The following is a 23,013-nucleotide window of genomic DNA, read 5'->3' as shown; positions in this document are numbered from 1 at the left end:
CAAATCATTAAACATACCCATTAATTAAGTAATTAGTTTTTTAATAGGTAACCCCTCATGCGTTTAGATAGATTTACCAGTAAATTTCAATCTGCGCTTTCTGATGCGCAATCATTGGCACTTGGTCGTGACCATCAATTTATTGAACCTGTTCACTTGATGTACTCACTGTTACAACAAAGTGGCTCTAGCGTGCGTGCTTTATTAGCACAAGCAGGTGTTAGCGCAGATGAGCTTAATACTAAACTGTCAAAAGAAATTGAAAAGTTATTCAAGGTGGAAGGTGTAGGCGGTGATGTTCAACTGTCTAACAACATGGTTTCACTCATAAATTTATGTGATAAATATGCACAAAAGCGCAAAGACAAGTTTATTTCTAGCGAATTATTTGTGTTGGCGGCCTGTGATGATAAAGGACCGCTGGGTGATATTTTTCGCGCACTAAACGTAACCGCAACTAAAATTGAATCAGCGATCGAAGCCATTCGCGGTGGGCAAAAGGTGGATGACCCCAATGCCGAAGAAACTCGCCAAGCCCTGAAAAAGTTTACTATTGATCTCACCGAACGTGCAGAGCAAGGTAAGCTCGACCCTGTGATAGGTCGTGATGATGAAATACGCCGTACTATTCAGGTTTTACAGCGCCGGACCAAAAATAACCCGGTATTAATAGGTGAGCCCGGTGTTGGTAAAACAGCCATTGCCGAAGGGTTAGCGCAGCGTATTATTAATGGCGAGGTGCCAGAAGGACTAAAAAATAAGCGTGTATTATCACTTGATTTAGGTGCGCTGGTGGCAGGAGCTAAATACCGCGGTGAGTTTGAAGAGCGATTAAAATCAGTATTGAATGAGCTAGCTAAAGAAGAAGGCCAAGTTATTCTCTTTATTGATGAAATACATACTATGGTTGGTGCTGGTAAAACCGATGGTGCAATGGATGCAGGTAATATGTTAAAGCCTGCGCTGGCCCGCGGTGAATTACACTGTGTGGGTGCAACAACCCTTGATGAGTATCGCCAATACATTGAAAAAGATGCAGCCCTTGAACGTCGCTTTCAAAAAGTGCTTGTTGAAGAGCCATCAGTTGAAGACACTATCGCTATTTTACGTGGCTTAAAAGAGCGCTATGAATTACATCACAGTGTTGATATTACCGACCCTGCAATCGTAGCCGCGGCGCATTTATCACACCGCTATATTAGTGACAGGCAACTTCCTGATAAAGCGATTGATTTAATTGACGAAGCGGGTTCATCAATCCGTTTACAAATTGATTCAAAGCCAGAATCATTAGATAAATTAGAGCGCCGTATTATTCAGCTAAAACTGGAAGATAATGCCCTTGCCAAAGAAAAAGATGAAGCCAGCCAAAAACGTCGTACAGAGATGCAAGAGCTGATTGGTGATTTAGAATCACAATATCGCGAGCTCGATGAAGTGTGGAACGCGGAAAAAGCCTCGTTACAAGGTACTCAAGTGATAAAGGCTGAGCTTGAACAAGCGCGTTTAGACTTAGAAGTCGCAAGACGTGCAACCGATTTACAACGTATGTCGGAGCTTCAATATGGTCGAATCCCTGATTTAGAGCGTAAACTTGATTTAGCTTCACAAGCCGAAATGCAAGATATGAGCTTGTTAAAAAACCAAGTTGGCGAAGATGAAATAGCGGAGATCTTATCGCGTTGGACAGGTATTCCGGTGTCTAAAATGCTACAAGGTGAGCGTGAAAAGCTATTACAAATGGAAGATCAACTCCATGCTAAAGTGATAGGCCAAGATGAAGCGGTTGTTGCAGTTTCAAACGCAATTCGTCGTTCACGTGCAGGACTTGCTGATCCTAATCGTCCGATTGGTTCATTTCTATTCTTAGGCCCAACAGGGGTGGGTAAAACAGAGCTTACCAAAGCGCTTGCAACGTATATGTTTGATACAGAAAGCGCCATGGTGCGCATTGATATGTCAGAGTTTATGGAAAAACATTCAGTCGCGCGCTTAGTCGGTGCTCCGCCGGGGTATGTAGGTTATGAAGAGGGCGGTTATTTAACTGAAGCTGTGCGACGTCGCCCTTACTCTGTCATCTTACTTGATGAAGTTGAGAAAGCGCACCCTGACGTATTTAATATTTTACTGCAAGTATTAGATGATGGCCGCTTAACTGACGGGCAGGGACGCACAGTTGACTTTAAAAACACCGTGATCATTATGACTTCAAATCTTGGCTCAGATATCATTCAAGAGCAAGCGGGTAATAACGACTACGATACCCTAAAAGAAAAAGTGATGGGTGTGTTGGTGAGTCAATTCAGACCAGAGTTCATTAACCGAATCGATGAAACCGTGGTGTTCCATTCTCTTGCTAATGAGCACATTAAAGAAATTGCGGATATTCAGTTAACGAAATTGCGAGAGCGCTTAACTGAAATGGGGTATTTATTAGATATTAGCGATGCAGCTTTAGAGCGTATAGCAGCCAGCGGCTTTGACCCTGTTTATGGGGCGCGGCCACTTAAACGCGCTATTCAACATACCATTGAGAATCCACTTGCTCAAAAACTGCTAGCAGGTGAGTATCAAAGTGGCAGTATGATAGTGATAGATGCCGATGAAAATGGACTGATATTCAGCGCACGCTAGTGGTATGAATTATCAAATATTAAGGCCAGCAATTTGCTGGCCTTAAATCATTTAAATGTACTGAATTTAACCCTCAACACTGACCGCTTGTAATGATTCACTTTGGTAGCAGCCAAGCACACGTACATATTGCGTATGTTCTTTAAGTTGCTCTAAAGCGTGCTGTACATGGTTATCTACTAAGTTAGCCTCTAAATCAACATAGAACACTTCTTCCCACGGATTGCCAGGCACTGGACGAGATTCAAGCTTCACTAAGTTGATATTGTGCTCTTTGAAAATCATTAATGCATCTGCCAACGAACCGGCTTGTTGCTTTGTAGCCATGATCAGGCTTGTTTTTGTTGGGATTTGCTTTGACACTTGCAACGGTTTACGTGCTACAACGATAAAGCGGCTGTGATTCTCACGTTGGTTGGCAAGCCCTGACTTTAATACTTCTAATCCGACATGTTTGCCTGCTTGAGCTGAGCCTATTGCTGCACTATTAGGTGTGTCAATCGCTGATTGTAATGCACTTGCAGTAGAGTCAGAGGTTTCATGTTGAATATCGCCTAAGCCTTGTAAAAATCGGCTACATTGCGCAAAAGGTTGAGGGTGAGCAAAAATTTTAGTTAATTGGCTAAGCTCAGTGTCAGGAGAGGCGAGTAAACAATGCTCAACACTGTGAGTTACTTCACCAACAATGGATACTTGTGCATGTTGTAGTAAGTCAAATACTTCATTGATACTACCTGAGCTGGTGTTTTCGATGGGCAATAAACCAAAATCTGCTTGGCCGCTTTCTACATTCCCGGTAATTTGTTCAAAGCTTGCACAGCCAAGCTCAACAAGTTTGCCAGGGCGACGACTAAAGTACTTATGGCAGGCTAATTGGCTGTACGTACCTTGGCCACCTAAATAGGCTACTCGGTGGGTTTCACTCATTGCATCAGGGTTTAAATTCTTTTGCAGCATGGCCTGCTGATTGAGCACTGAATCTTCTAAAATTGTTTGGAATACGTTATTGACATAATAAGCATCTAATCCCAGGGACTTACCGTAACCAATTAATTTTTCAAGTAAAGCTTGCTCACGCGCTTCATCACGAATCGGTTTGTTATTAGCTATTTTATATTCTACTACACCATGACTAATACGGCGGCGCTTGGCAAGTAGCACAAGCAGGTCTGAATCAATCTCGTTGATATCATGTCTGAGCGAATTTAGTACATCATTTGTCATTTGGGTTCCTCATTCCAAAAGTTACCTTAAAAAGGCAAAAACAAAAAAGCCTCCCAGTTGGGAGGCTTTGCTATTCGGTTGATTTAATCTCGCAAACAGGTAAGCCTCTTCTATTTGATAAAGAAGCTAAAAAAAGAAAATGTGAAAAGCGAGAATTTTATGTTCATGCTTTAAATGTATGGAGACTAGGCTATAAAGTCAACACTCTATTGTCTTTAATCGGGCAATTGAACTCGTTTATTCGTAGAATTGAGTTTTTTTATGAATATTTACAAAAAATTTATAAATCTAAATAGGGATCTGGTATATTTCTGAGTGTCGATTCAAATAATAACAATTATTAATAAATAAGGTTGGCTTGTGGTGTATAGACGCCCACCATCACGTTTTGGTGTTAATTCATTAAGTATGAAACTGTCGCTGTTAATTTCAGCGATTTGTTTGATCGCAGGTATTTGTGCGGCTGCACTAATGCTTAAATCTGAAGAAAAGCAACTCGTGTTTGAAGAGCACGAAGTATTGAAGCTTTCTAGTGAAAGGCTGAGTCAGCAGTTTAATGCTCTAGTAAAAACCAAAGTGAACATCGCCGAACAAGCGAACACAGTGGTCTCTAGTCAACTTTTTTATAACTCGTCACAATTGGCAAGTAGTCAAAATGCTCAATTAAGTTTTGATGCAGATGGCAGTATTCGTAGTGCCTCTAAAGATGGTTTGTCAGCAGCTTTTTTACCGCAGCAAGAGTTCACTCCGTTTTATAAAAAACTAATTAATGATTCTGAGTCATTATGGAAAATAGTTTCCCCTACTTTGATCCAAGATTTTTTTAATTTTTATCTGATCTCAAAAGATAATTTTATCCGTATTGCGCCACCTAATTGGGCACTTAATGTTGCCAGTGAGCACCAGTTTACTGATGGCAGCAGTTTTAACTACGCTAAAGAAGCACTAAATCCAACGCGCGAAGCAGTATGGTCACAAGTCTATTACGACAAAATTTGGCATAAATGGGTTATTAGTGTGTTGGTGCCAATTTATATTAATAATGAGTTTTTTGGCGTTACAGGCAGTGATCTAGCTCTTGAAACATTAATATCGCAACTCCCTATAGGTGATAACGACCAACATTTATTTGTATTTGATAGCAATGGCCAGCTACTTGCTCATCCCAAGTTGACCAAAAATCAGTACGAGCAATATGGTCAAGCTGGCAAACCTTTACGTACCAGTGATTTTGTTAACACAGATTTACAACAGCTTATAAACCAGACGATTAAAATGAAGCTGCCAAAAAATGCTGATTCATTTGTACAAGATGGCGAAACTCATATTATAAATATGCGAAAAGTTGAGCACCTTGATTGGTATATCGGTATTTATAAAAAGCGTTCTTCCGCGCTATCTGCGTTGCAAGAACTAAAAGTTAAGTTTTTTGGTTTATTTATCTTATACGCCATCTTAGTTGCATTGTTATTGCATCAAGCGTTGTATCAACTTGTTTTACGCCGTATTCATTCTTTAGTGCATGCTGTAACGAGCTTTGGTAAAGGGCACTTACAAATTGAATTTCCGAAAGAAAATAAAGACGAAATAGGTACGTTGAATGGTTCATTTCGTGATATGGCGGTGGAAATTCGCAAACTTATTGATGGTCTAAATCAGCGGATTACTGAAAAAGAAATTGCAGAGAAAGCCGCGAATAGACTTTCAAAAGCCGTGGCGTTCTCTGGTACTGGGGTAGTGATAACCGATCATAACTTTATGATTGAGTACGTTAATCCAAAAATGCTAGAAATGACCAAATTTAGCGAAAAGCACTTTATGCAGTCACCACTGTTAAGCATTATTGCTGATGAAATGGCTATTTTGGTAGATGACATCGATATAGATCTACGTAGCCGAAATTATTGGCGCGGTGATACCTTAATACAAGGATTAGATAAAGCGCCAATCTGGGTTTCGTTGAGTATCTCGCCTATTCGTGAAGAGGGTGGGGAGATCACCAGTTATGTGGCATCCGCTCAAGATATTTCGTTCGTAAAAGAAAGCCAGCGCAAAATGGAGCAATTGGCATACTTTGATACTTTGACCGGACTGGCAAATCGTACCTTCTTTAGAATGCAGTTGCGCAAATCAATGGCACTTGCTGAACGTGGGCATTATGCTTTTGCGTTATTTTATTTTGATTTAGACGAGTTTAAACGGATAAACGATACACTAGGCCACGATGCTGGTGATCAATTGCTCGTTGAAGTAGCAAACCGATTGAAAAAACGCTTACGTGCTGAAGATACCATTGCTCGTTTAGGCGGCGATGAATTTGCCGTGTTACTCAGTGGCATTGAACAACAAGAGCATGCCACTGAAGTTGCCAATACAATACAAAGAACACTCAATGAGCCTATTATGTTAGGCAATAATGAAGTGATCATAAGTGCCAGTATCGGTATTACCATGGCACCGTGTGATAGCCAAGAAGAAGATCAGCTACTTAAACATGCAGATTTAGCAATGTATGAAGCGAAAGCAAAAGGGCGAAATACCTTCCATTTCTACAGCCAAGAGTTAAACGCTGCTGCAAATGAGCGCCTATTTATTGAAAATGAACTACGTATAGCGATTAAAGAACGTCAGTTTGTATTGTATTACCAACCTCAGGTTGATTGCAGAACGCAACAAGTTACGGGCTATGAAGCATTAATTCGTTGGTTCCACCCAACCGAAGGCATGATCCCGCCTACTAAGTTTATACCTATTGCTGAAGCAACAGGCCTTATTGTTGAGCTTGGCGCATGGGTCCTGCAAGAAGCGTGTGAATTTGCTGCAAGGTTAGCCAGACAAGAACGTGAAAATAATATTTCTATCAACCTCTCTGCACGCCAATTTAAAGACGCTAATCTAGTACCACTGTTAGCTTCTATTATTGAGAAAACACAAGTCCCAGCAAAACGCTTGCACTTAGAACTAACCGAAAGCATGTTAATGGGGAATGTTGAAGCTGCGATATCACAACTTCATCAACTTAAAGCCTTGGGTATTTCTATATCGATTGATGATTTTGGTACGGGTTATTCGTCATTGAGCTACTTAAAACGCTTCCCTGTTGATATATTAAAAGTTGACCGCTCATTTGTAAAAGACATCCCAGATGACCCTAATGATATGGAAATCACAGCAGCAATCATTGCGATGGCGCAAAAGCTTAAGTTAGATGTTGTTGCTGAAGGGGTAGAAACGATAGAGCAGGTTGAGTTTTTACAAAACAATAATTGTTTCATTGTGCAAGGTTATTATTATAGCCCACCCATTGCAGAAAGGGAGTTGCCTGAGCTATTTGAAAGGCTAAGCACTGAACTAAAATAAGCGAGAACTTGTATCTCATTGACAAAAAAGGCACTCAATGTGCCTTTTTTGTTGTTATAACAAAGTATAAATATTTACGCTTACCCTGTTAAGCTCTTAACCAATAGCAGGTATTAAACCAGCCATTTGCAGGCCTTGTGCGCTTATTATTAACACACCACATAGCCCAGCAATCGCAAGCCCTATGTTACCTCCTTTAACATTATAACCAGCATATTCGCTTTTACGTTGCTTATATACCATGGCGACAGGTAAAAATACGGCCAATATAACCAGTGCTATAGCTGCGTAGCCAAGCGCCATTATAAAACCCTGCGGGTAGAAAAGGGCAAAGCCTAAAGGCGGAATAAAAGTGATCAAGGCGGTTTTTATACGGTCTTTACTTCCATCGCCTTTTTTAAATGCATCAGCAAAAAAATCGAACAAGCCTAAACTTACCCCTAAAAATGAAGTAGCTAAGGCTAAATCGGCAAATAAATTAACGGCAGTTGATACCGCTGAATTATTAGCAATATTGGCCATGCTAGCCACAAAACCTGGTAAACCTGTACTGGTTAAAAGCTCAGCTTGACTCATCATGCCTTGGCTAATTAGTTGCCAAAAAATATAAATAACGAGTGGCAGTGCAGCGCCTGTGATCATAACGCGACGCAGTGTTTTAATATCCAAGCCAACGTATTTAACGATAGAAGGAATGGAGCCATGAAAACCAAAAGAGGTAAACACAACCGGAATGGCTGAGAGAATAAGCCCTTGCTCTATGGGCATTTCAAGTAAATGCTGGCCATGGACATAAGGCGTGAGCATATAAAACAAGCTCGCAAGTACAATTATTTTAATACTAAATAACACCCGATTAAGTTTATCGACCTTACTTGTGCCAAGGGTGACCACGGTGCCAATAACAACAGCAATAATAATAGAGCCAATTTGTGGTGCTAGATCTAAGTTTAGCCCAGAATTGATCTTTTCTTGTAATTGAGCACCACCCCCTGCGATATATGCAGCGCATAATGCGTAGAATAAAAACATCACAGAAAAATTAGCCACGTATTGGCCACGCTTACCAAGCCACGATTTTGCTAACGTATTTAATGTTGCATCGCGCTCAGCGTGCTGGTGTAACTCGAGCATAAGTAATGCGGTGTACGTCATCAATAACCATGTAGCGACTATCAATGTAAGGGCGGTTGTAAACCCAAGTCCTGCACTTGCAATCGGTAGCGCCAACATCCCTGCGCCTATAGTGGTACCTGCAACAATTAACATGCTGCCTATTGTTTTATTTTTAAGCACTTCTTGCCCCTAAAACTTCGTGAGAGGCAAGCAAGATATAACTAGTTGGCGCAAACTTAAATAGTTTTGTTATAAATCAAAGAAATTAAATGTAACTTATGATTTACATGTGCAATACAGTGCTTAATTTATTCACTGAAACCTAATTTATGTTGACTTATTAATCAAGTCTGCTATTTCTATAGGTATATCCTTATTTTTACAGATTTTTTAGTAGATAATTAAATGCAACTAACTAACCGAGTACCTTCAACTTTGTGCCCATGGCTGACTCTATCAGTGATGCGCTCATGTATGGGTCGCGGTAAAGTATAGTTTTTATCTTTAACCGCGGTATAACGCGGTTAGAATCCTCTTTTTCTCTTCTGTGTTGTACCGCTTCCATAAAGGAATAGCCGGGTGAACGTCAAAGTATCTTATTTGTTTATGGTGTTGATATGGTCAACAACACCGTTAGGCATCGTATTTAGCAGTGAAACAGTTGCTCCAACCCTTGCTGTGCTTATGCGCATGCTTATTGGGTTGGTGTTAGCGGCGTTTGTCGTGTCGATTGCAAATATACGTATTCCTTGGCATCGTCGCGCGTGTTTTTTATATGGCTATTCGAGTATTGGTATTTATGGTGGCATGCTGCTTAGTTATATGGCAGCTAAAACGGTGCCATCAGGGCTGATCTCATTAACCTTTGGCTTAGCGCCTATTTTATCTGGTTTACTGGCCCAGCGGCTATTAAACGAACCTAAGTTCAGCACGGTAAAGATTATAGCGTTGGCTTTTGCATTACTCGGTTTGTATTTAGTCAGTGAAAGGCATATTCAAGGCTCACTAATGCAAATGCAAGGGCTGCTCTATGTGCTATTGGCCGTCTGCTTTTTTAGTTTAAGTGGTGTCATGATCAAACGCGTTAAAATTGCGATACACCCAATGGCCACAACATTTGGTGCCCTGATATTTGTAACCCCCTTATTCTTTGTTACATGGTGGTTGCTTGATGGTGAACTCAATAGTGCGCTTTGGTCGGCTAAATCATTATGGTCAATAGTGTATTTAGGGGTGTTTGGCTCGTTAATTGGCGCACTTGCTTATTTTCATGTTCTGCAAAAGTTAGCAGCAAGCACGGTTGCTTTAACCACGCTCATCACACCTAGCTTCGCTATTGCTCTAGGGGCATGGTTAAACAACGAACCTGTAGATCTGCAACTCATTATAGGAGCTGTAATAATATTATTAAGTTTAGCGGTATTTCAATTTGGCGAAGGGTGGTTTAGCAAAAGAGGCAAGTTAAAAAAACAAGCCTCATAAAGTTTAGGGTCTGTTGACCTTTCAAGGTTAAATTTACAGCAGCCTGTTTGGTATTTAGGCAAGGCAGCGCCTATGTGGTGTGGTTATTCCCCATAAATAGGCGATAACGCAGCATCAATGCCAAACAGGCGCTGCCCTTCGGGTTCTGCCTAGGGACGATTTACTCTTTGTTACTCGGTTTTGACTTAGCCCACTAGGTTACAAACCTCGCTCCGCGATTAAACCGCCCCTAGCTTGAATAAGTTTTAATCCGCAAAGGTTAACAGACCCTAACATTACATTTTTGCTATTTGGATCACTAAGCGGCGGTTTTTATCTCGGCCTAAAATATTGTCATTTGTTGCAACATGGCGCTTTTCACCAAAGCCTTGTGTTTCAACTTTTGACTCATCAATACCTAAACTGACCATATAATCTTTAATGGCTTTGGCGCGCTTTTTAGATAATTCTAAATTGTTCCAACGCCCACCATAGCTATCTGTGTATGAGTCGATCGAAATGGAAGCGATGCTGGTATCGTGCTTTAAATACTCAGCTATTTTATTTAAGCGCTGTTGTGATGATTTAGTTAGTGTGCTGGTATTAGGCTGGTAATTCATCACCGTAAATGAAATATCTTCAAAGCTGTATGGGAGTAACTCATCACGACATTGCAAAAAAGCCCAATATGCTTGTTTAAAGTTGATACTTGATAGACCAACGGCAATTTTGTCGGCACTATTTTGCCAGTCTTGATAATAAAAAGTAGGGTAGAAGCCTTTTTCGAGTTCAGTTAGCATTTCCCATGCGGTTTTATTGCCAAGCTCACCGTCAAATTTTCGCAGTAACTTCATATTAGCTATATCACGCGCAGCAAGACCAGCTCGCCAAGAGGGCGGCACTGCTTTTAGTCCTGCGATGCTGTAATTATCTGGCCTAACCACCATATCTAAGTTAAATAAAACATCTTTGTTCTTACTCGCCGTGGTGCTAAATATGGCTTCGCCGTAGTAAGGAACTTCATGATTTAACTGACATTGTAAGCGAGTGGTTTTTACCACCTCCCATTGTGAGGTATCGGCATCTGCACTGTATTGGCGCATCGCAGCATCTGCCAAGCTACTCGAGAGTAGGGCAATTGTTGTGATACCAAAAGATAAGGATGATAACTTCACAGCAGAGTTCTCCAACAATATTAACTTTTCTATGTGCTTTATAGCGTGCCAAAATTTTGGCTTAATGAACCAGTATAAGAGCCTGTTTATCAAAAACGGCAGACTTTATAAGGCGACGGGCTTAGTTTAGTAATGTATAAGCCTAACTAATACAACTAAGAGATAAGCAATATACATGCCTATAATTTATCGTGTAATAAATCCCTCAACCCCTAGCCTAGAGGGCATCAACTTTGTCATAATAGTGGGCTTACATCCATAAACCAAGAAGACTATGGCAAATACTGAACAAACACTTTTCGCAAAACGCTTTCGTGGCTTTTTTCCTGTTGTTATTGACGTTGAAACTGCGGGCTTTAATAAAGAAACTGATGCGCTATTAGAAATTGCGGTCTCTATTTTAAAAATGGATGATGAAGGCTTGTTAAGTATTGATCACACTGTTCATTTTCATGTGCAGCCATTCGAAGGTGCTAACATTGAACAGGCTGCTATTGAATTTAACGGTATTGATCCTTTTTCGCCGCTTCGTGGCGCAGTACCTGAAGACGAAGCAATAAAAGAAGTCTGTAAAGCCGTACGCAAAGCGCAAAAAGCAGCGGGCTGCCAACGCTCTGTGGTTGTGGCACATAATGCCGCATTTGATCATGGCTTTTTAAATGCAGCTATTGAGCGTAATAATATTAAGCGCACACCGTTTCATCCGTTTGTCAGTTTTGACACAACCTCTTTAGCTGGGCTTGCTCTTGGTCAAACCGTACTCGCTAAAGCGTGCCGTGCTGCGGGGATTGAGTTTGACAATAAACAAGCTCACTCAGCACTTTACGATACAGAGCGTACAGCTGAGCTATACTGTTTAATTGTGAATCGCTGGCAGCAATTAGGTGGTTGGCCGCTAGCTGAAATTGAAGACGAATCAGATACTGAAGCATCAACGCAAGACTCAGCCGCTAAAACGACTGAGTAATTTTGCCTTCACTCATTTTTACTAAATGAGGCGGGTAAATACGAGAAAAGTTTTTTGAGTCTTTTGCTATTTTTAATTCCACACCTGGATGCATTAGCTCATTAACTTTTACTCGGCTGGTTGCTAAAAGCTGTGCTATTTTGGTTTTAATTAAATGCTTCTTACGCTTAATATGCGCAATTCTTATATTTATTTGCTCTTCACTGGCCGCTATTTTAGTTAAAAATAGCTGTCGCTTATCGGCTGCGGGAATTTTAACTGCTTTTTTACGCGCTTGTTTAAGTGATGCGGCTTTTGTAGCCAGTAGCTTCTCAAAGTCAGAGACTTGAATCTGTTTTTGTCGTAAGTCATGCCAATATTGGGCGAGGTGTACCTTAGTTTTAGTACCAGAAGGTGCACCTAGTTCGCCAGTTTCAATACGCATTGCATTTAAAATACTACCACCAATAATTTTACCCTTGGGGTTATTCGCTTTACCAACCCTAATTAACCGCCGCGCACTTAATTCGCAGTGTAGAGCTTGGCGATCGATAAACAAATCTTGTTGCCCCTCAATAAAACAATATTGGGCGTATCCCAATGAGATTGTTCGTGCGGCTTTTATCTTACATGTAAACTCATCACCCTCTTCACGCTTTCGGCCAATTGCACCTAACAGCACGGTGACTGCACTGGCACTGTCTATTTTACCTGACTCAACAAAACCTAATACAGTAACGTCGCCGCTGGCACGTACACGCATACCGTCTTTTATATCGCCACTGATAATGACACTGCCATCAAAATCAACATGACCAGTACCAATATCAACGTTATCAAAACATAATACGTCATCAACGCGCATGCCACGTGGCAATGCAACGGGTACACCTTTACTATCAGCAATAAGCATATTAGGGTTATCAGGGTCGAGTTTAGTTCCTTCGAAGGGCTGTAGAGGAAGGTCTTTACCAGGGCTAGCAGCAATGGTGTCACCAAACACAGTGTAACCATCTTCACCTTGAGTTGCCGCTATGCGCTGCATTAATGGGGTGCCTGGTTTTACAGTGATTATGGCACCTAAGTCACGCATATCCACTTTTCCGCCTTCTGTTGCTTGTGGACTTAAAACACGGTCTTGTGCTGTTGAACATAAGCGAACAAATTTAGCATCGCTACCTTCTTTAGGTCTGCGGCCATGAGCTACAATCGCGCTATACGAAGCCCCTGCGGGTTTTTCAAATTGCTGTCCTAAAAAGCTATCTAATGCACGTTGGCTGATCCCCTGGATAACTCCCGCTTCGAGTAGGGCGTCACGGGCACCATCAACAGACATCAATTGACCACCTCGGGCTGTGGTTAAGGTGGCTTCAGCAACCATATTTTTTTCATCAATTTGAATGAGTAGCGAGGCGTCCACCGCACGCGCAATAATCAATGAATCAGCTTGATAATTACTACTTGGAGCAAACAGTTTGCCAATATTAGCACTGACTACTTCAAAGTCGGCGTACTGAGATTGTTCTAATAATTCTATTAACTGCGAGCTAGTAACAGGGAAACCACTGTTTTTTGGGTGCTCAGCAAGCGCAACAAAACCAGTTTGAGGGTCATGATTAAACAGCGACATTTATAACATCCTTTAGAATATGCCTGTTCTTATTATTAATTACTCACCGAGATGCTTAATTTAAAAGTTTTAATACAAAATGGTGGTTTAGTATGCTATTTGAGCACAGCTATGCTGGTTTGTTAAGTAATTGTTTATTTTATTTTGCAGGACAATGCATAATTTACATTTTGTGCGTAATTAATCACCACTTAGTGGGAGCTAATAAAATAAAGCACTGAAGAGTCTTGAGTATCAGCACCTTAGTCAGTTATACTGCTTGCACACTCTGAATGAGTTTACTAATTCAGGGGCTGATTAGGATTCGACGGAATTCAAGAAGCCCGAGGTGCATGTCGAGGTGCGGTTTGCCTCGTAAAAAAGCCGCAATTTAAAGTAATCGCAAACGACGATAACTACTCTCTAGCAGCTTAGGCTGGCTAGCGCTCCTTCCATGTATTCTTGTGGACTGGATTCTGGAGTGTCACCCTAACACCTGATCGCGACGGAAACCCTGGCCGGGGTTGAAGCGTTAAAACTAAGCGGCCTCGCCTTTACTTACCGTGTTTGTCCGGGACTTAAAGGTTAATTAAATGACAATACTAAACATGTAGTACCGACGGTCGAGGCTTTTCGGACGGGGGTTCAAATCCCCCCAGCTCCACCAATATCGGTTTTTAAATTCGTTGATTTAAAAACCCTAAAAAACCCGCAAATTTGAGTAATCAAGTTTGCGGGTTTTTTTATGCAATTCATTTATATAAACAATGGGCTGACTGTACAAATAAAGTTTGAAAGTGTTACTTTATTAACCATTGCTCAATTTAATAACCTAATTGATAACGTGTTTATTAATATTCCTGTTGAAAGTATGGTGCATCAACATCAAGACGACTACTACCTCGCTATTCGCCAAAGTACCCAGCAAACCGATAGTGCGCCATTTATTGAGTTCATGTTACAAATGATTTTTGATGCAATAACTGAGGCGAAAACGTCAGAAAATGAAGGTTTAAATGCGGGTTTAAGTGAGGGTTTAAAACTATCTGACGTTGATAAAACCATTTTGGCGTTTATTGAGCAAGACCGCTATATCACTAATGTCCAGCTTGCTGCAAAATGTGGCAAGTCGCAAAGCACCATCGAAAGGCGCATAAAAGTTTTAAAAGACGTAGGGTTCATAACCCGCATAGGCGCAAAGAAAACAGGGTATTGGCAGGTTAAACGCTAACAGCCTGCATAAACACAGCGCAGTAAAACAGAAGCGTTTTTTATAAAACGAGTAATGCTTCTCTACGATGTATCAGCTTTGATATTGTAAGCCGCCGGGCTATTTTAATAGTAACTCTACACGCTCTTCCTGTCTAAAACAAAGCTTTCCCCAAGCATGATATTTAAGTATACAAATATGACACTATAATCTGTGTTTTTTGTAGACTTGTTAAAGTGAACGGTTAAGTTTACAATTGTGACATCTTTATGTGTTATTAATGATAACTTGAGGTGTGCCTTGAAGAAATCTGAAGCCATTAAAAAATTCGCAGAATACGATAAGCGAGGTCGTTATATCTTTACTAATTCAGATCTTTCGAAAATTTTCCATCAAGACAACGAGCGAACTTTGCGGGCGGGAATCAAGCGTTTACTAGATGACGGCTTACTTGTGCGCATCATTAATGGCGTGTATTTATATACTCTAGCGCAATCTAAAGGAAGTGATACGTTAGAGCAGATTGCCAAAACGATTAGACGTGGTGAATACAATTACGTTAGTTTGGAATCTGCATTGTCTGAATTTGGAGCTATCTCGCAAATCCCAGTTGATCGTTTAACGGTAATGACAACAGGGCGTTCGGCTGAATATAAAACCCCGTTTGGAACCATTGAATTTACCCATACAAAACGAGCACCGATGGACATTCTAGAAGGTACAAATCTAATTGATAGGCCGCTTAGATTAGCCACCAAACAAATCGCTTATAGAGATTTAAAACGTGTTGGCCGCAATACCCATTTGGTTAATATAGATGAATTGGAGGAGCGTACGTTATGAAAATTGATCAACAGAACTTCGCAAGGTTAGTAAACCAAGCAATGCAAAGTGACAATGTTTCGCACATGCGCGCAGTTATAGAAAAAGAGCTCCTACATTACGATATTTTATTTGCGTTAGAAAAAGCGGGGTTTCTGGACAAGTTAACTTTTCAAGGAGGTACATGTTTACGGCTATGTTATGGCGGCAATCGTTTCAGCGAAGATTTAGATTTTGTAGGCGGTAAAGATTTTAGCTCGACAATGCTGGCTGAGATGAAAGCCTGTATTGAAAAATATATCGGCGGAAGATACGGACTTGAAGTAAGCGTTAAAGAGCCTAATGAGTTAAAAACAGACCCAAAATATGCAGAATTAAACATTGATAAGTGGCAAATTGCAGTTGTTACCTTTCCTGAAAGAAAAGATATACCTAAACAAAAAATTAAACTTGAAGTAGCAAATATCCCAGCTTATACAAAGGAGCCGTTACCTCTGCAAGCAAATTATGACTTTTTGCCGGATGGCTATAGCGATACTCTGATCTTAACAGAGACGTTAGATGAAGTGATGGCAGATAAAATTATTTCGCTACCTGCGACAACAAAATATGTTCGGCATCGAGATATTTGGGACCTCGCTTGGTTACAGCAGCAAGGCGCTACATTGAAAATGGATTTAGTAAAAAGCAAGATAGTAGACTATAAACTTGATCACTATGATGTGTTGCTTGCCAATTTAATTGAGCGCCTAGCTGAGCTTGTTAAAAGTGAAGCATTTATAGCTGAGATGAAACGCTTCTTACCCACTGATGTATTTGACCGCACTTTAGCATTGGAAAAATTTCAGGTGTACTTAACTTCAACATTAATTAAATTGTTTCAAACAGTACAAGATGAGTTATCGGGTAAGGTAAGTGCTGTTGAGTTTAAAATGTAGAGTTCTACATTGTATCTTCGTTACAAAATCAATAGCAGATTGTAGAAAGGCGTTTGAAAGGGTGGTAAATAAAACAGATATTAATTTACCAAAGGGGCAGTGTAGCCATGTTCTACGGCATACTTTCGCAAGTCATTTTATGATGAACGGAGGTAATATTTTAGTGCTACAGCAAATACTTGGGCATGCAAAAATTGAGCAAACTATGGTTTACGCGCACTTTGCCCCAAGTCATTTAGAGGACGCTATTAGGTTTGGTCCAAATGTTAGCCTTTAGAAAGTACCTGCAATAAGTTATCTTTTCTAATGATGATATTCCTTATATAAAAATTGATAATTCTTTCAGTATGTTGTTTGATAAAGTCAATGAGCAGTGGCAATGCTATTGGGTATCTTTACCGCCGAACAATCCTTTAAGAATAATAACCATCAATCCGATAACTGTAGCAAATGTAGTAGTAATGAGAGTTATTAGGACATTATTGGGTATAGATTTATTTAGAAATATATGTTGTGCGACATAAGTTCCTAAAATTACACCAACGAATGTTGAAAACTGAACCATAAATTCAAAAGTTTTAAAGGCTAGTTCTTTCTTTAGTTGAGTGTTATTTCTTGTATCTTCTGTGGCTGCTTTTAAGGAATCTATTTCAGCCTGCATTTTTTGAATTTTAACTTCCTGACTATCATCTGATAACTCCTGTTCTGCGTTAGGATTATCCTCTAAATTAACGATCCCTGTTAAATCTAAACTCACAGCGCAACTACCTTATTAGTTTTAAAGATTTTTTTATAATGTTCTTTAATAATACTATTTGGAATCTCAGCGTTGTAAGTTTCTTGGCCATTTCCATCAAACCATATTCTGTGCCAAGGACTTCCTTCTTTATGAGTTATATCTCTTAATGTCCATCCGTTATATTGAGAAAAATTATCAAAAGCAAATTTGACACTATCTTTCTCTTTGGAAGATAAAGAAACATATTCTCTAACTTCTTTATCTAAATCAATGTCTCTATTGAGGTATTGTTTAAAAGCTAAATAGACAGCAGGTATAACAGGCCCATGCTTCCAAGCATTTACTTCTTCATCAAGTAAAGGTTCATCTTCCTTAGCTAAGTGCACTCCGTGGGCGATATACACTAACTTTTGGATTTGCATATTTGTTAAGCTTTTACCTTCGCGTTTAGCTAAGCTTAAAAACTCTCTTGCAACGTCAACTGCATTAGACATATTACTTTAACCTTATCCGCAAAAAATCACCAGTGAACATTATTATCATATTTAACTGTTTATTTGTCCAGTGATACATCGAGACACCACTTGGTTGATAATGATCACAAAATTTTAATTAATTATAATGCACTTTCTTAAGTTATCTAAGGTTCTCAATGTACATTTATAGTTAATTGTTAAGCCTAGCTAGTGTAATAAAACTGGGACAGATAAATTATAAAGGCTATGTTTGCTCAACAATTGCAGGAGTGCCAATATAAGTAACGTATAGAAAAGTACCATTGCTGAATTGTTGTGAGGAAGTCGCAATTTGAACACCTAAAATAGCGTTAGCTTCATATGGTGCACTATCAACGAAGGAATCTATAACCTCTTGATATTCATTTTTATTGCGTTGCAACATACCACGGATTATTCCTTTATTAGATACTTCAACAGTCCCCGTAACTTGTATCATCCCGAAAGTTTCCTTCACAATAAGACCATCAGGTAAATTTTCAGTAGTGAATAATGTTTTGCTCATTTCAATTCCTTTTATGTGTGATTGTCAGCTAATAATATAAGTCCAAAATTTAATAGGGTATCGAACTTTAAATATGTCCACATAATGCCCAAATCCAAAAGATTACACAAGACTTCAGAAGATACGACAAGGAGTTAAGTTTCTGATTTTAAAATAAGTCATTGTTTTTATTACGCTCAGCTAACAATCGAGGCTTTTCGGACGGGGGTTCAAATCCCCCCAGCTCCACCAATATAGTGTTCGGCAAGTGCCGAATACGTTCAAAAAGCCCTTAACTTTTAACGAGTTAAGGGCTTTTTTGTTTCTAAAGGGTTCGAAGATGTATGGTACTATTCGCAACACTAAGTACCATTGCAAGTACCATAAACCGCTGAGAACAAACTTGTGGTACCAAAAAACATTTTTACTATAAATTTCAGTTGATTGTAGCTAAGTTTAAGAAGGTAACTAATGGCAAAATTGATCAAACCCCTCAGCGACACCCAATTAAAGCGCGCAAAGGCAAAAGATAAAGATTATGAACTTGCAGATGGCAACGGTCTTTATTTAAGAATACGCGTCTCTGGTAATAAATCTTGGATATTCCGCTACTACCGTCCATACACTAAAAAGCGTAACAATATGGTGTTGGGTGCATACCCTACAATCACACTTCAAGAAGCAAGAGTATTAAGAGAGCAGGCACGAGCACTCCTTGCAAAAAGCATTGATCCAAAAGAGCAGGCCGAGCAAGAAAAGACCGATGTACTTAACGAAACTCAAAACACCTTTAAACATGTTGCAGAGCAATGGTTCGATGTAAAGCGTGCATCGGTCAGTGAAGGCTATGCAGAAGATATTTGGCGCTCGTTTGAAAACCACTTATTTCCTCAACTCGCAAACAGACCTATCAATACATTAACAGCACCCATGGTCATCGCTGTTATGAAGCCACTAGCATCAAAAGGTGTGCTTGAACAAATTAGACGATTAAGCCAACGAGTGAATGAAGTCATGACCTATGCTGTGAACGTGGGTTTGATAAAGTCAAACCCGCTAGCAGGGATCCGCAGTGCATTTCAATCACCAAAACGAACTCACATGAGTACGATTGAGCCAGAAAGATTGCCTGAACTAATGACAATGTTGAATCGTGCGAGCATAAAATACACGACTCGATGTTTGATTGAGTGGCAGTTACATACAATGTGCCGACCAATGGAAGCCGCGGCAGCTAAATGGTCTGAAGTCAATTTTGATGACGGGTTATGGATAATTCCTGCTGAGCGGATGAAAATGAGGAAAGAGCACAAAGTACCTTTGACTAAACAAACGCTTCATTTACTAGAATTAATGAAACCAGTTAGCGGTCACAGAGAATATATTTTTCCTGCGGATAGAAACCCACGAAGTCATACCAATGCACAAACCGCGAATGCGGCATTAAAAAGAATGGGGCTTGAAGGTGCGCTGGTGGCTCATGGTATGCGTGCACTCGCCAGCACCATATTAAATGAGCAAGGATTTGATCCAGACTTAATTGAAACAGCGTTAGCACATGTCGAAAAAAATGAAGTCAGACGCGCTTATAACCGAGCACAGTATATTGACCGCAGACGAGAAATGATGGACTGGTGGAGCCAACACATAGCAAAAGCGAGTTAATAGTTAGTTCAAATGAAACAAATTTGAGCGAGTAAACCCCCTTAAATCATGCCATATAATCAAGGCTATCTTTTGACAAAAAAGAGGCCTTGAACATCCTACTAATAACTCATTATTACCAATAGTAATTGTTTAGCCTACGTTCAACTAAACTTCTATATAAATCCCCGTTTTGTATGAAGTATTCCACTTTTTGTTATTAGTTACTTAAAATCAATTGCTTGTCGTTTCATTCTTATGCCGTAGAAGTGGTTTTTCGATTTGTTCAATTTTAAAAAAGTCTGAGCCTAGCAGCTAGGCTCGATTCTCAGACTTTTAATTTTTCTATTTAATGGCTCTCGAACTGATGCGATCACACTCGATCGAATCGAAATAAAAAATAGAGAAATTTACATGAATACAAATAATAGTGAACAGCAAACACCAAGCATTGACCGTTTTGTTAGAGAAAAAGAATGCCAGCATATTACAGGGCTATCACGTACATCACGTTATGAGATGGAGCAGGCGGGTACGTTTCCAAAGCGAATTCAATTAAATAAAAGAACGACAGCATGGCGATTATCCGACATTTTAAACTGGATGGAGGCATGCATTAATGGACAATAAGATCATAAAAGGGGCATTAACACCGACAGATAGTACTAATAAAGTAAGTAAAAACAATATGCTTACAGTGTCTTATAAAGAGTCATTAACAAAGACAGATGGTCTTTTTTTAGTAAACAATAATATTAAAACACGAATTGATTATGTAACGATTAATTTAGTACTCATTTGTAAGGACCAATTTGATGAGGTTATGCAAAAGCTTAAAGACTGGTTAAAGTCACTATTGATTAAAATCAGTCAGTTTAAGCCTAAGTTAAAACACTTTGATGATGGGCAATTACTACACAGTTATGATGTGGTTAAACAAAATTGCGGTGCAATTAAATGGCCTAACAATAAAACAAGTATTCGATTAGAGCTAACAGGTTTTGCATGTGAGTTAATCAATTTAGATGACCGCTATTTTTTTCCGCTATTACAACTTGAGCAATTTGCTAAGTTGGACATTAGGCGAATTGATTTAGCGCTCGATGATTTAAGCGGTAAATACAACATACGCCATGTTCAAAAGTCGTTTAGTAAAGGTGACTACTCGCCTAAGTCTGGTACTGCGCCGACTCGACGAGATCTCAAATCAAACGAGGGGAGAACAATTTACATAGGTGCCAATAGCTCTCATAAAAAGATGGCAATTTATGAAAAGGGTAAGCAACTCAAACTACCTGTAGGTGAACCTCTTTACAAAGATTGGACGCGTCACGAATTACGTTTACAAGGTAAGCGGACTCAACCAATACCGCTTGATATATTTACAACACCAGACAGCTACTTTGTTTCAGCATACCCAAAGGCATACAGCCGTATGCTCAAGCGTGTTGAACCAAGAGCGATTGTTCGAGAAGTAAAAGCACGTTGTAAAGTAACGCTCGATAAGCGGCTTGCACACTTACGTAACCAGTATGGGCCTACAATAATTCTTGCAAATCAAACAATGACAGAGACGGAAATTATAAGGCGCATTGCTCGAGCTAGTAAAAGTTATCAACCTTCATTACCAATAGTACTACTTCAAGAACAAAGGGCCATTTCATAGTCGTTTTTTCTGCTGCTAAATGTTAGATCACAGATAGATCGGTGTTACTTCCATGACCATGCGAGCCCTTGTGAACAAAGGGCTCAGAGGTCTTTTATGAAAACTTCAGAGTAAGAGGTTTACACATTTGTATATTTAAGGTGTTTGCTTAGTCAAATAATCAGCAATCAAAGCGCTGTTTTAAAGAGTTTGGCACGCTAAAACCTATGCTTTTTGTTTGTAACTAAAATGAATGCTCAGGTTGTCTTTATTCACTTGGTACTGTTAAGGTATTGAATTTAAATATTTAATTTTATTCATCGAGTGCATAAATTGCGGATGAAAATGACACTTTTTTTGTCATTTGGCAAAGTTTGTCATTCTGGCAATTGTGGTGAAATTGCCAAAATATTGATGGGCATGTAAGGGCTTGCTCATAGAGTTACTTAATCTACTCATTTACCGCAAACAATTGCTCTGAGAAAGTAAATTACATAGTATGAAATTGTTTAGTTTTAAGGGACCCAGCAATGCTGGCAAAAGGAAGTATGACAGTACCTAGTTACCAAGCGTTTATGCAGCCTTTGTTACAGGTGCTTAAACAGCATTACCCACAATCGTTGAAACTTAGTGAAGTTGATAGTCAAGTTTATTTATTATTAGCTTTAACACCTAAAGAGTTAAAACAACGAATTCCCAGTGGCAAGCAAACTTATGCTTATCACCGTTTAGGCTGGGCCAAAACTTACTTAGTGCAAGCGGGTTTAATTGAGCAACCTAAAAGAGCTTTTTGTAAAATCACCCCAAAAGGGCTAGCTGCAATTGAGTCTGGTGAGCCAATCAATAATCAATACTTAAGCAAGTTTGCAGCTTTTATTGATTTTAAAACACGTTCTAAAGACGAAAGTGAACCTGCACAAGCAAATGCCACCAGCATAGTCAGTAATAACTCAGATAAAACCCCTGAAGAACTGATTGAAGCCGCAGTTGATACCCTCAATACCAACCTAACTGACGAAATACTAAAAGCGATATTATCAGCATCCCCAGTATTTTTTGAAAACCTAGTGGTCGATTTAATGCTCGCTATGGGTTACGGCGGGTCACGCAAAGATGCAGGGCAAGCTACGCAGTATACTCAAGATGGTGGCATTGATGGTGTAATAAAAGAAGATAAACTCGGCCTCGAAATGATATATTTACAGGCTAAACGCTACACCAACAAAACAGTGGGTAGACCAGACATACAAGCCTTTGCCGGTGCGCTTGATATGCACCGCGCTAAAAAGGGTGTATTCATTACCACCAGCAGTTTTAGTAAAGACGCCTTTGACTACATTGGTAGAATCGACAAACGCATAGTGCTTATAGGTGGTGCACAACTTACAGAGCTAATGCTTAGTCATAATTTAGGCGTTAGCACCAAACAGGTATTTGAAGTAAAAGCGCTTGATAGCGATTATTTTATAGAAGATTAATTAGGCAAAACTA

At 39.7% G+C, this 23,013-nt stretch carries 18 protein-coding genes, 1 other RNA gene and 1 pseudogene; 13 read left to right on the top strand and 7 right to left on the bottom strand.

What is annotated here, in order from left to right; genetic code table 11:
* Positions 1 to 57 precede the first annotated feature (57 nt).
* The gene (gene clpB, locus AAEU30_RS02090) at positions 58 to 2,634 is read left to right on the top strand and encodes an ATP-dependent chaperone ClpB (RefSeq protein ID WP_421959095.1); all 2,577 of its coding nucleotides are present in this window, start codon (positions 58 to 60) and stop codon (positions 2,632 to 2,634) included.
* 66 nt (positions 2,635 to 2,700) lie between these two features.
* Here clpB and AAEU30_RS02085 read toward each other — a convergent pair whose 3' ends face one another.
* Positions 2,701 to 3,858, bottom strand: a complete 1,158-nt coding sequence (locus AAEU30_RS02085) for a chorismate mutase (protein WP_421959094.1) — start codon at positions 3,856 to 3,858, stop codon at positions 2,701 to 2,703.
* Positions 3,859 to 4,218: 360 nt separating this feature from the next.
* Between AAEU30_RS02085 and AAEU30_RS02080 the strand changes: the two genes are divergently transcribed.
* Entirely contained in the window at positions 4,219 to 7,218 is a 3,000-nt protein-coding gene (locus AAEU30_RS02080) for a bifunctional diguanylate cyclase/phosphodiesterase (RefSeq protein WP_421959093.1), read from the top strand.
* Positions 7,219 to 7,314: 96 nt separating this feature from the next.
* Here the strand turns inward: AAEU30_RS02080 and AAEU30_RS02075 are convergent, their stop codons facing one another.
* Complete coding sequence (locus AAEU30_RS02075; protein WP_421959092.1) at positions 7,315 to 8,514, bottom strand: aromatic amino acid transport family protein; 1,200 nt, start codon at positions 8,512 to 8,514, stop codon at positions 7,315 to 7,317.
* Positions 8,515 to 8,913: 399 nt separating this feature from the next.
* Here AAEU30_RS02075 and AAEU30_RS02070 point away from each other — a divergent pair, with 399 nt between their 5' ends.
* Positions 8,914 to 9,816, top strand: coding sequence for a DMT family transporter (locus AAEU30_RS02070; RefSeq protein ID WP_421959091.1), 903 nt, complete (start codon positions 8,914 to 8,916; stop codon positions 9,814 to 9,816).
* A 275-nt stretch (positions 9,817 to 10,091) separates the two neighbouring features.
* Here AAEU30_RS02070 and AAEU30_RS02065 read toward each other — a convergent pair whose 3' ends face one another.
* Positions 10,092 to 10,970, bottom strand: coding sequence for a flagellar protein MotY (locus AAEU30_RS02065; protein ID WP_421959090.1), 879 nt, complete (start codon positions 10,968 to 10,970; stop codon positions 10,092 to 10,094).
* A 274-nt stretch (positions 10,971 to 11,244) separates the two neighbouring features.
* On the opposite strand from AAEU30_RS02065, the gene rnt reads away from it, so the two are divergent.
* Positions 11,245 to 11,937: a ribonuclease T gene (rnt, locus tag AAEU30_RS02060; protein ID WP_421959089.1), complete on the top strand. Its 693-nt coding sequence runs from the start codon at positions 11,245 to 11,247 to the stop codon at positions 11,935 to 11,937.
* On the opposite strand, the gene AAEU30_RS02055 is transcribed toward rnt, so the two are convergent.
* Positions 11,921 to 13,546 carry a flagellar assembly protein A gene (locus AAEU30_RS02055; protein WP_421959088.1) on the bottom strand — a complete coding sequence of 542 codons (1,626 nt, stop codon included), beginning with the start codon at positions 13,544 to 13,546 and terminating at the stop codon, positions 11,921 to 11,923. The genes rnt and AAEU30_RS02055 overlap by 17 nt on opposite strands.
* 289 nt (positions 13,547 to 13,835) lie before the next feature.
* Here AAEU30_RS02055 and ssrA point away from each other — a divergent pair.
* The 5 genes and pseudogenes from ssrA to AAEU30_RS02030 all read left to right on the top strand — a co-directional run.
* Positions 13,836 to 14,192, top strand: a transfer-messenger RNA (tmRNA) gene (gene ssrA / locus AAEU30_RS02050).
* Between the two features lie 78 nt (positions 14,193 to 14,270).
* Entirely contained in the window at positions 14,271 to 14,756 is a 486-nt protein-coding gene (locus AAEU30_RS02045) for a winged helix-turn-helix transcriptional regulator (RefSeq protein ID WP_421959087.1), read from the top strand.
* A gap of 237 nt (positions 14,757 to 14,993) precedes the next feature.
* Positions 14,994 to 15,578, top strand: a complete 585-nt coding sequence (gene abiEi / locus AAEU30_RS02040) for a type IV toxin-antitoxin system AbiEi family antitoxin (RefSeq protein ID WP_421959086.1) — start codon at positions 14,994 to 14,996, stop codon at positions 15,576 to 15,578.
* Positions 15,575 to 16,495 (top strand): nucleotidyl transferase AbiEii/AbiGii toxin family protein, encoded by a 921-nt coding sequence (locus tag AAEU30_RS02035; RefSeq protein WP_421959085.1) that lies wholly within the window; start codon positions 15,575 to 15,577, stop codon positions 16,493 to 16,495. The genes abiEi and AAEU30_RS02035 overlap by 4 nt, the downstream gene beginning before the upstream one ends.
* 40 nt (positions 16,496 to 16,535) lie before the next feature.
* Positions 16,536 to 16,772 (top strand): annotated as a pseudogene (locus AAEU30_RS02030) (tyrosine-type recombinase/integrase); the annotation flags it as partial.
* A gap of 105 nt (positions 16,773 to 16,877) precedes the next feature.
* Here AAEU30_RS02030 and AAEU30_RS02025 read toward each other — a convergent pair.
* The 3 genes from AAEU30_RS02025 to AAEU30_RS02015 all read right to left on the bottom strand — a co-directional run bounded on the left by AAEU30_RS02025 (position 16,878) and on the right by AAEU30_RS02015 (position 18,254).
* Positions 16,878 to 17,252, bottom strand: a complete 375-nt coding sequence (locus AAEU30_RS02025; RefSeq protein ID WP_421959084.1) for a hypothetical protein — start codon at positions 17,250 to 17,252, stop codon at positions 16,878 to 16,880.
* Positions 17,249 to 17,728: a Panacea domain-containing protein gene (locus AAEU30_RS02020; RefSeq protein WP_421959083.1), complete on the bottom strand. Its 480-nt coding sequence runs from the start codon at positions 17,726 to 17,728 to the stop codon at positions 17,249 to 17,251. The genes AAEU30_RS02025 and AAEU30_RS02020 overlap by 4 nt, the downstream gene beginning before the upstream one ends.
* A 226-nt stretch (positions 17,729 to 17,954) precedes the next feature.
* Positions 17,955 to 18,254: a hypothetical protein gene (locus AAEU30_RS02015; RefSeq protein WP_421959082.1), complete on the bottom strand. Its 300-nt coding sequence runs from the start codon at positions 18,252 to 18,254 to the stop codon at positions 17,955 to 17,957.
* A 450-nt stretch (positions 18,255 to 18,704) separates the two neighbouring features.
* Here AAEU30_RS02015 and AAEU30_RS02010 point away from each other — a divergent pair, with 450 nt between their 5' ends.
* The 4 genes from AAEU30_RS02010 (at position 18,705) to AAEU30_RS01995 (ending at position 23,000) form a co-directional block, all read left to right on the top strand.
* Positions 18,705 to 19,898: an integrase domain-containing protein gene (locus AAEU30_RS02010; protein ID WP_421959081.1), complete on the top strand. Its 1,194-nt coding sequence runs from the start codon at positions 18,705 to 18,707 to the stop codon at positions 19,896 to 19,898.
* A gap of 393 nt (positions 19,899 to 20,291) precedes the next feature.
* Positions 20,292 to 20,507 carry a helix-turn-helix transcriptional regulator gene (locus AAEU30_RS02005; RefSeq protein ID WP_421959080.1) on the top strand — a complete coding sequence of 72 codons (216 nt, stop codon included), beginning with the start codon at positions 20,292 to 20,294 and terminating at the stop codon, positions 20,505 to 20,507.
* Complete coding sequence (locus tag AAEU30_RS02000; RefSeq protein WP_421959079.1) at positions 20,497 to 21,543, top strand: replication initiation factor domain-containing protein; 1,047 nt, start codon at positions 20,497 to 20,499, stop codon at positions 21,541 to 21,543. The genes AAEU30_RS02005 and AAEU30_RS02000 overlap by 11 nt, the downstream gene beginning before the upstream one ends.
* A gap of 509 nt (positions 21,544 to 22,052) precedes the next feature.
* Positions 22,053 to 23,000: a restriction endonuclease gene (locus tag AAEU30_RS01995; RefSeq protein WP_421959078.1), complete on the top strand. Its 948-nt coding sequence runs from the start codon at positions 22,053 to 22,055 to the stop codon at positions 22,998 to 23,000.
* The last annotated feature ends 13 nt before the right edge of the window (positions 23,001 to 23,013 follow it).

This window comes from Pseudoalteromonas mucoides (assembly GCF_049257175.1).
Classification (GTDB): domain Bacteria; phylum Pseudomonadota; class Gammaproteobacteria; order Enterobacterales; family Alteromonadaceae; genus Pseudoalteromonas.
The sequence above is the reverse complement of the archived record's forward strand: the minus strand, read 5'-3'. Positions and strand labels throughout refer to the sequence as shown.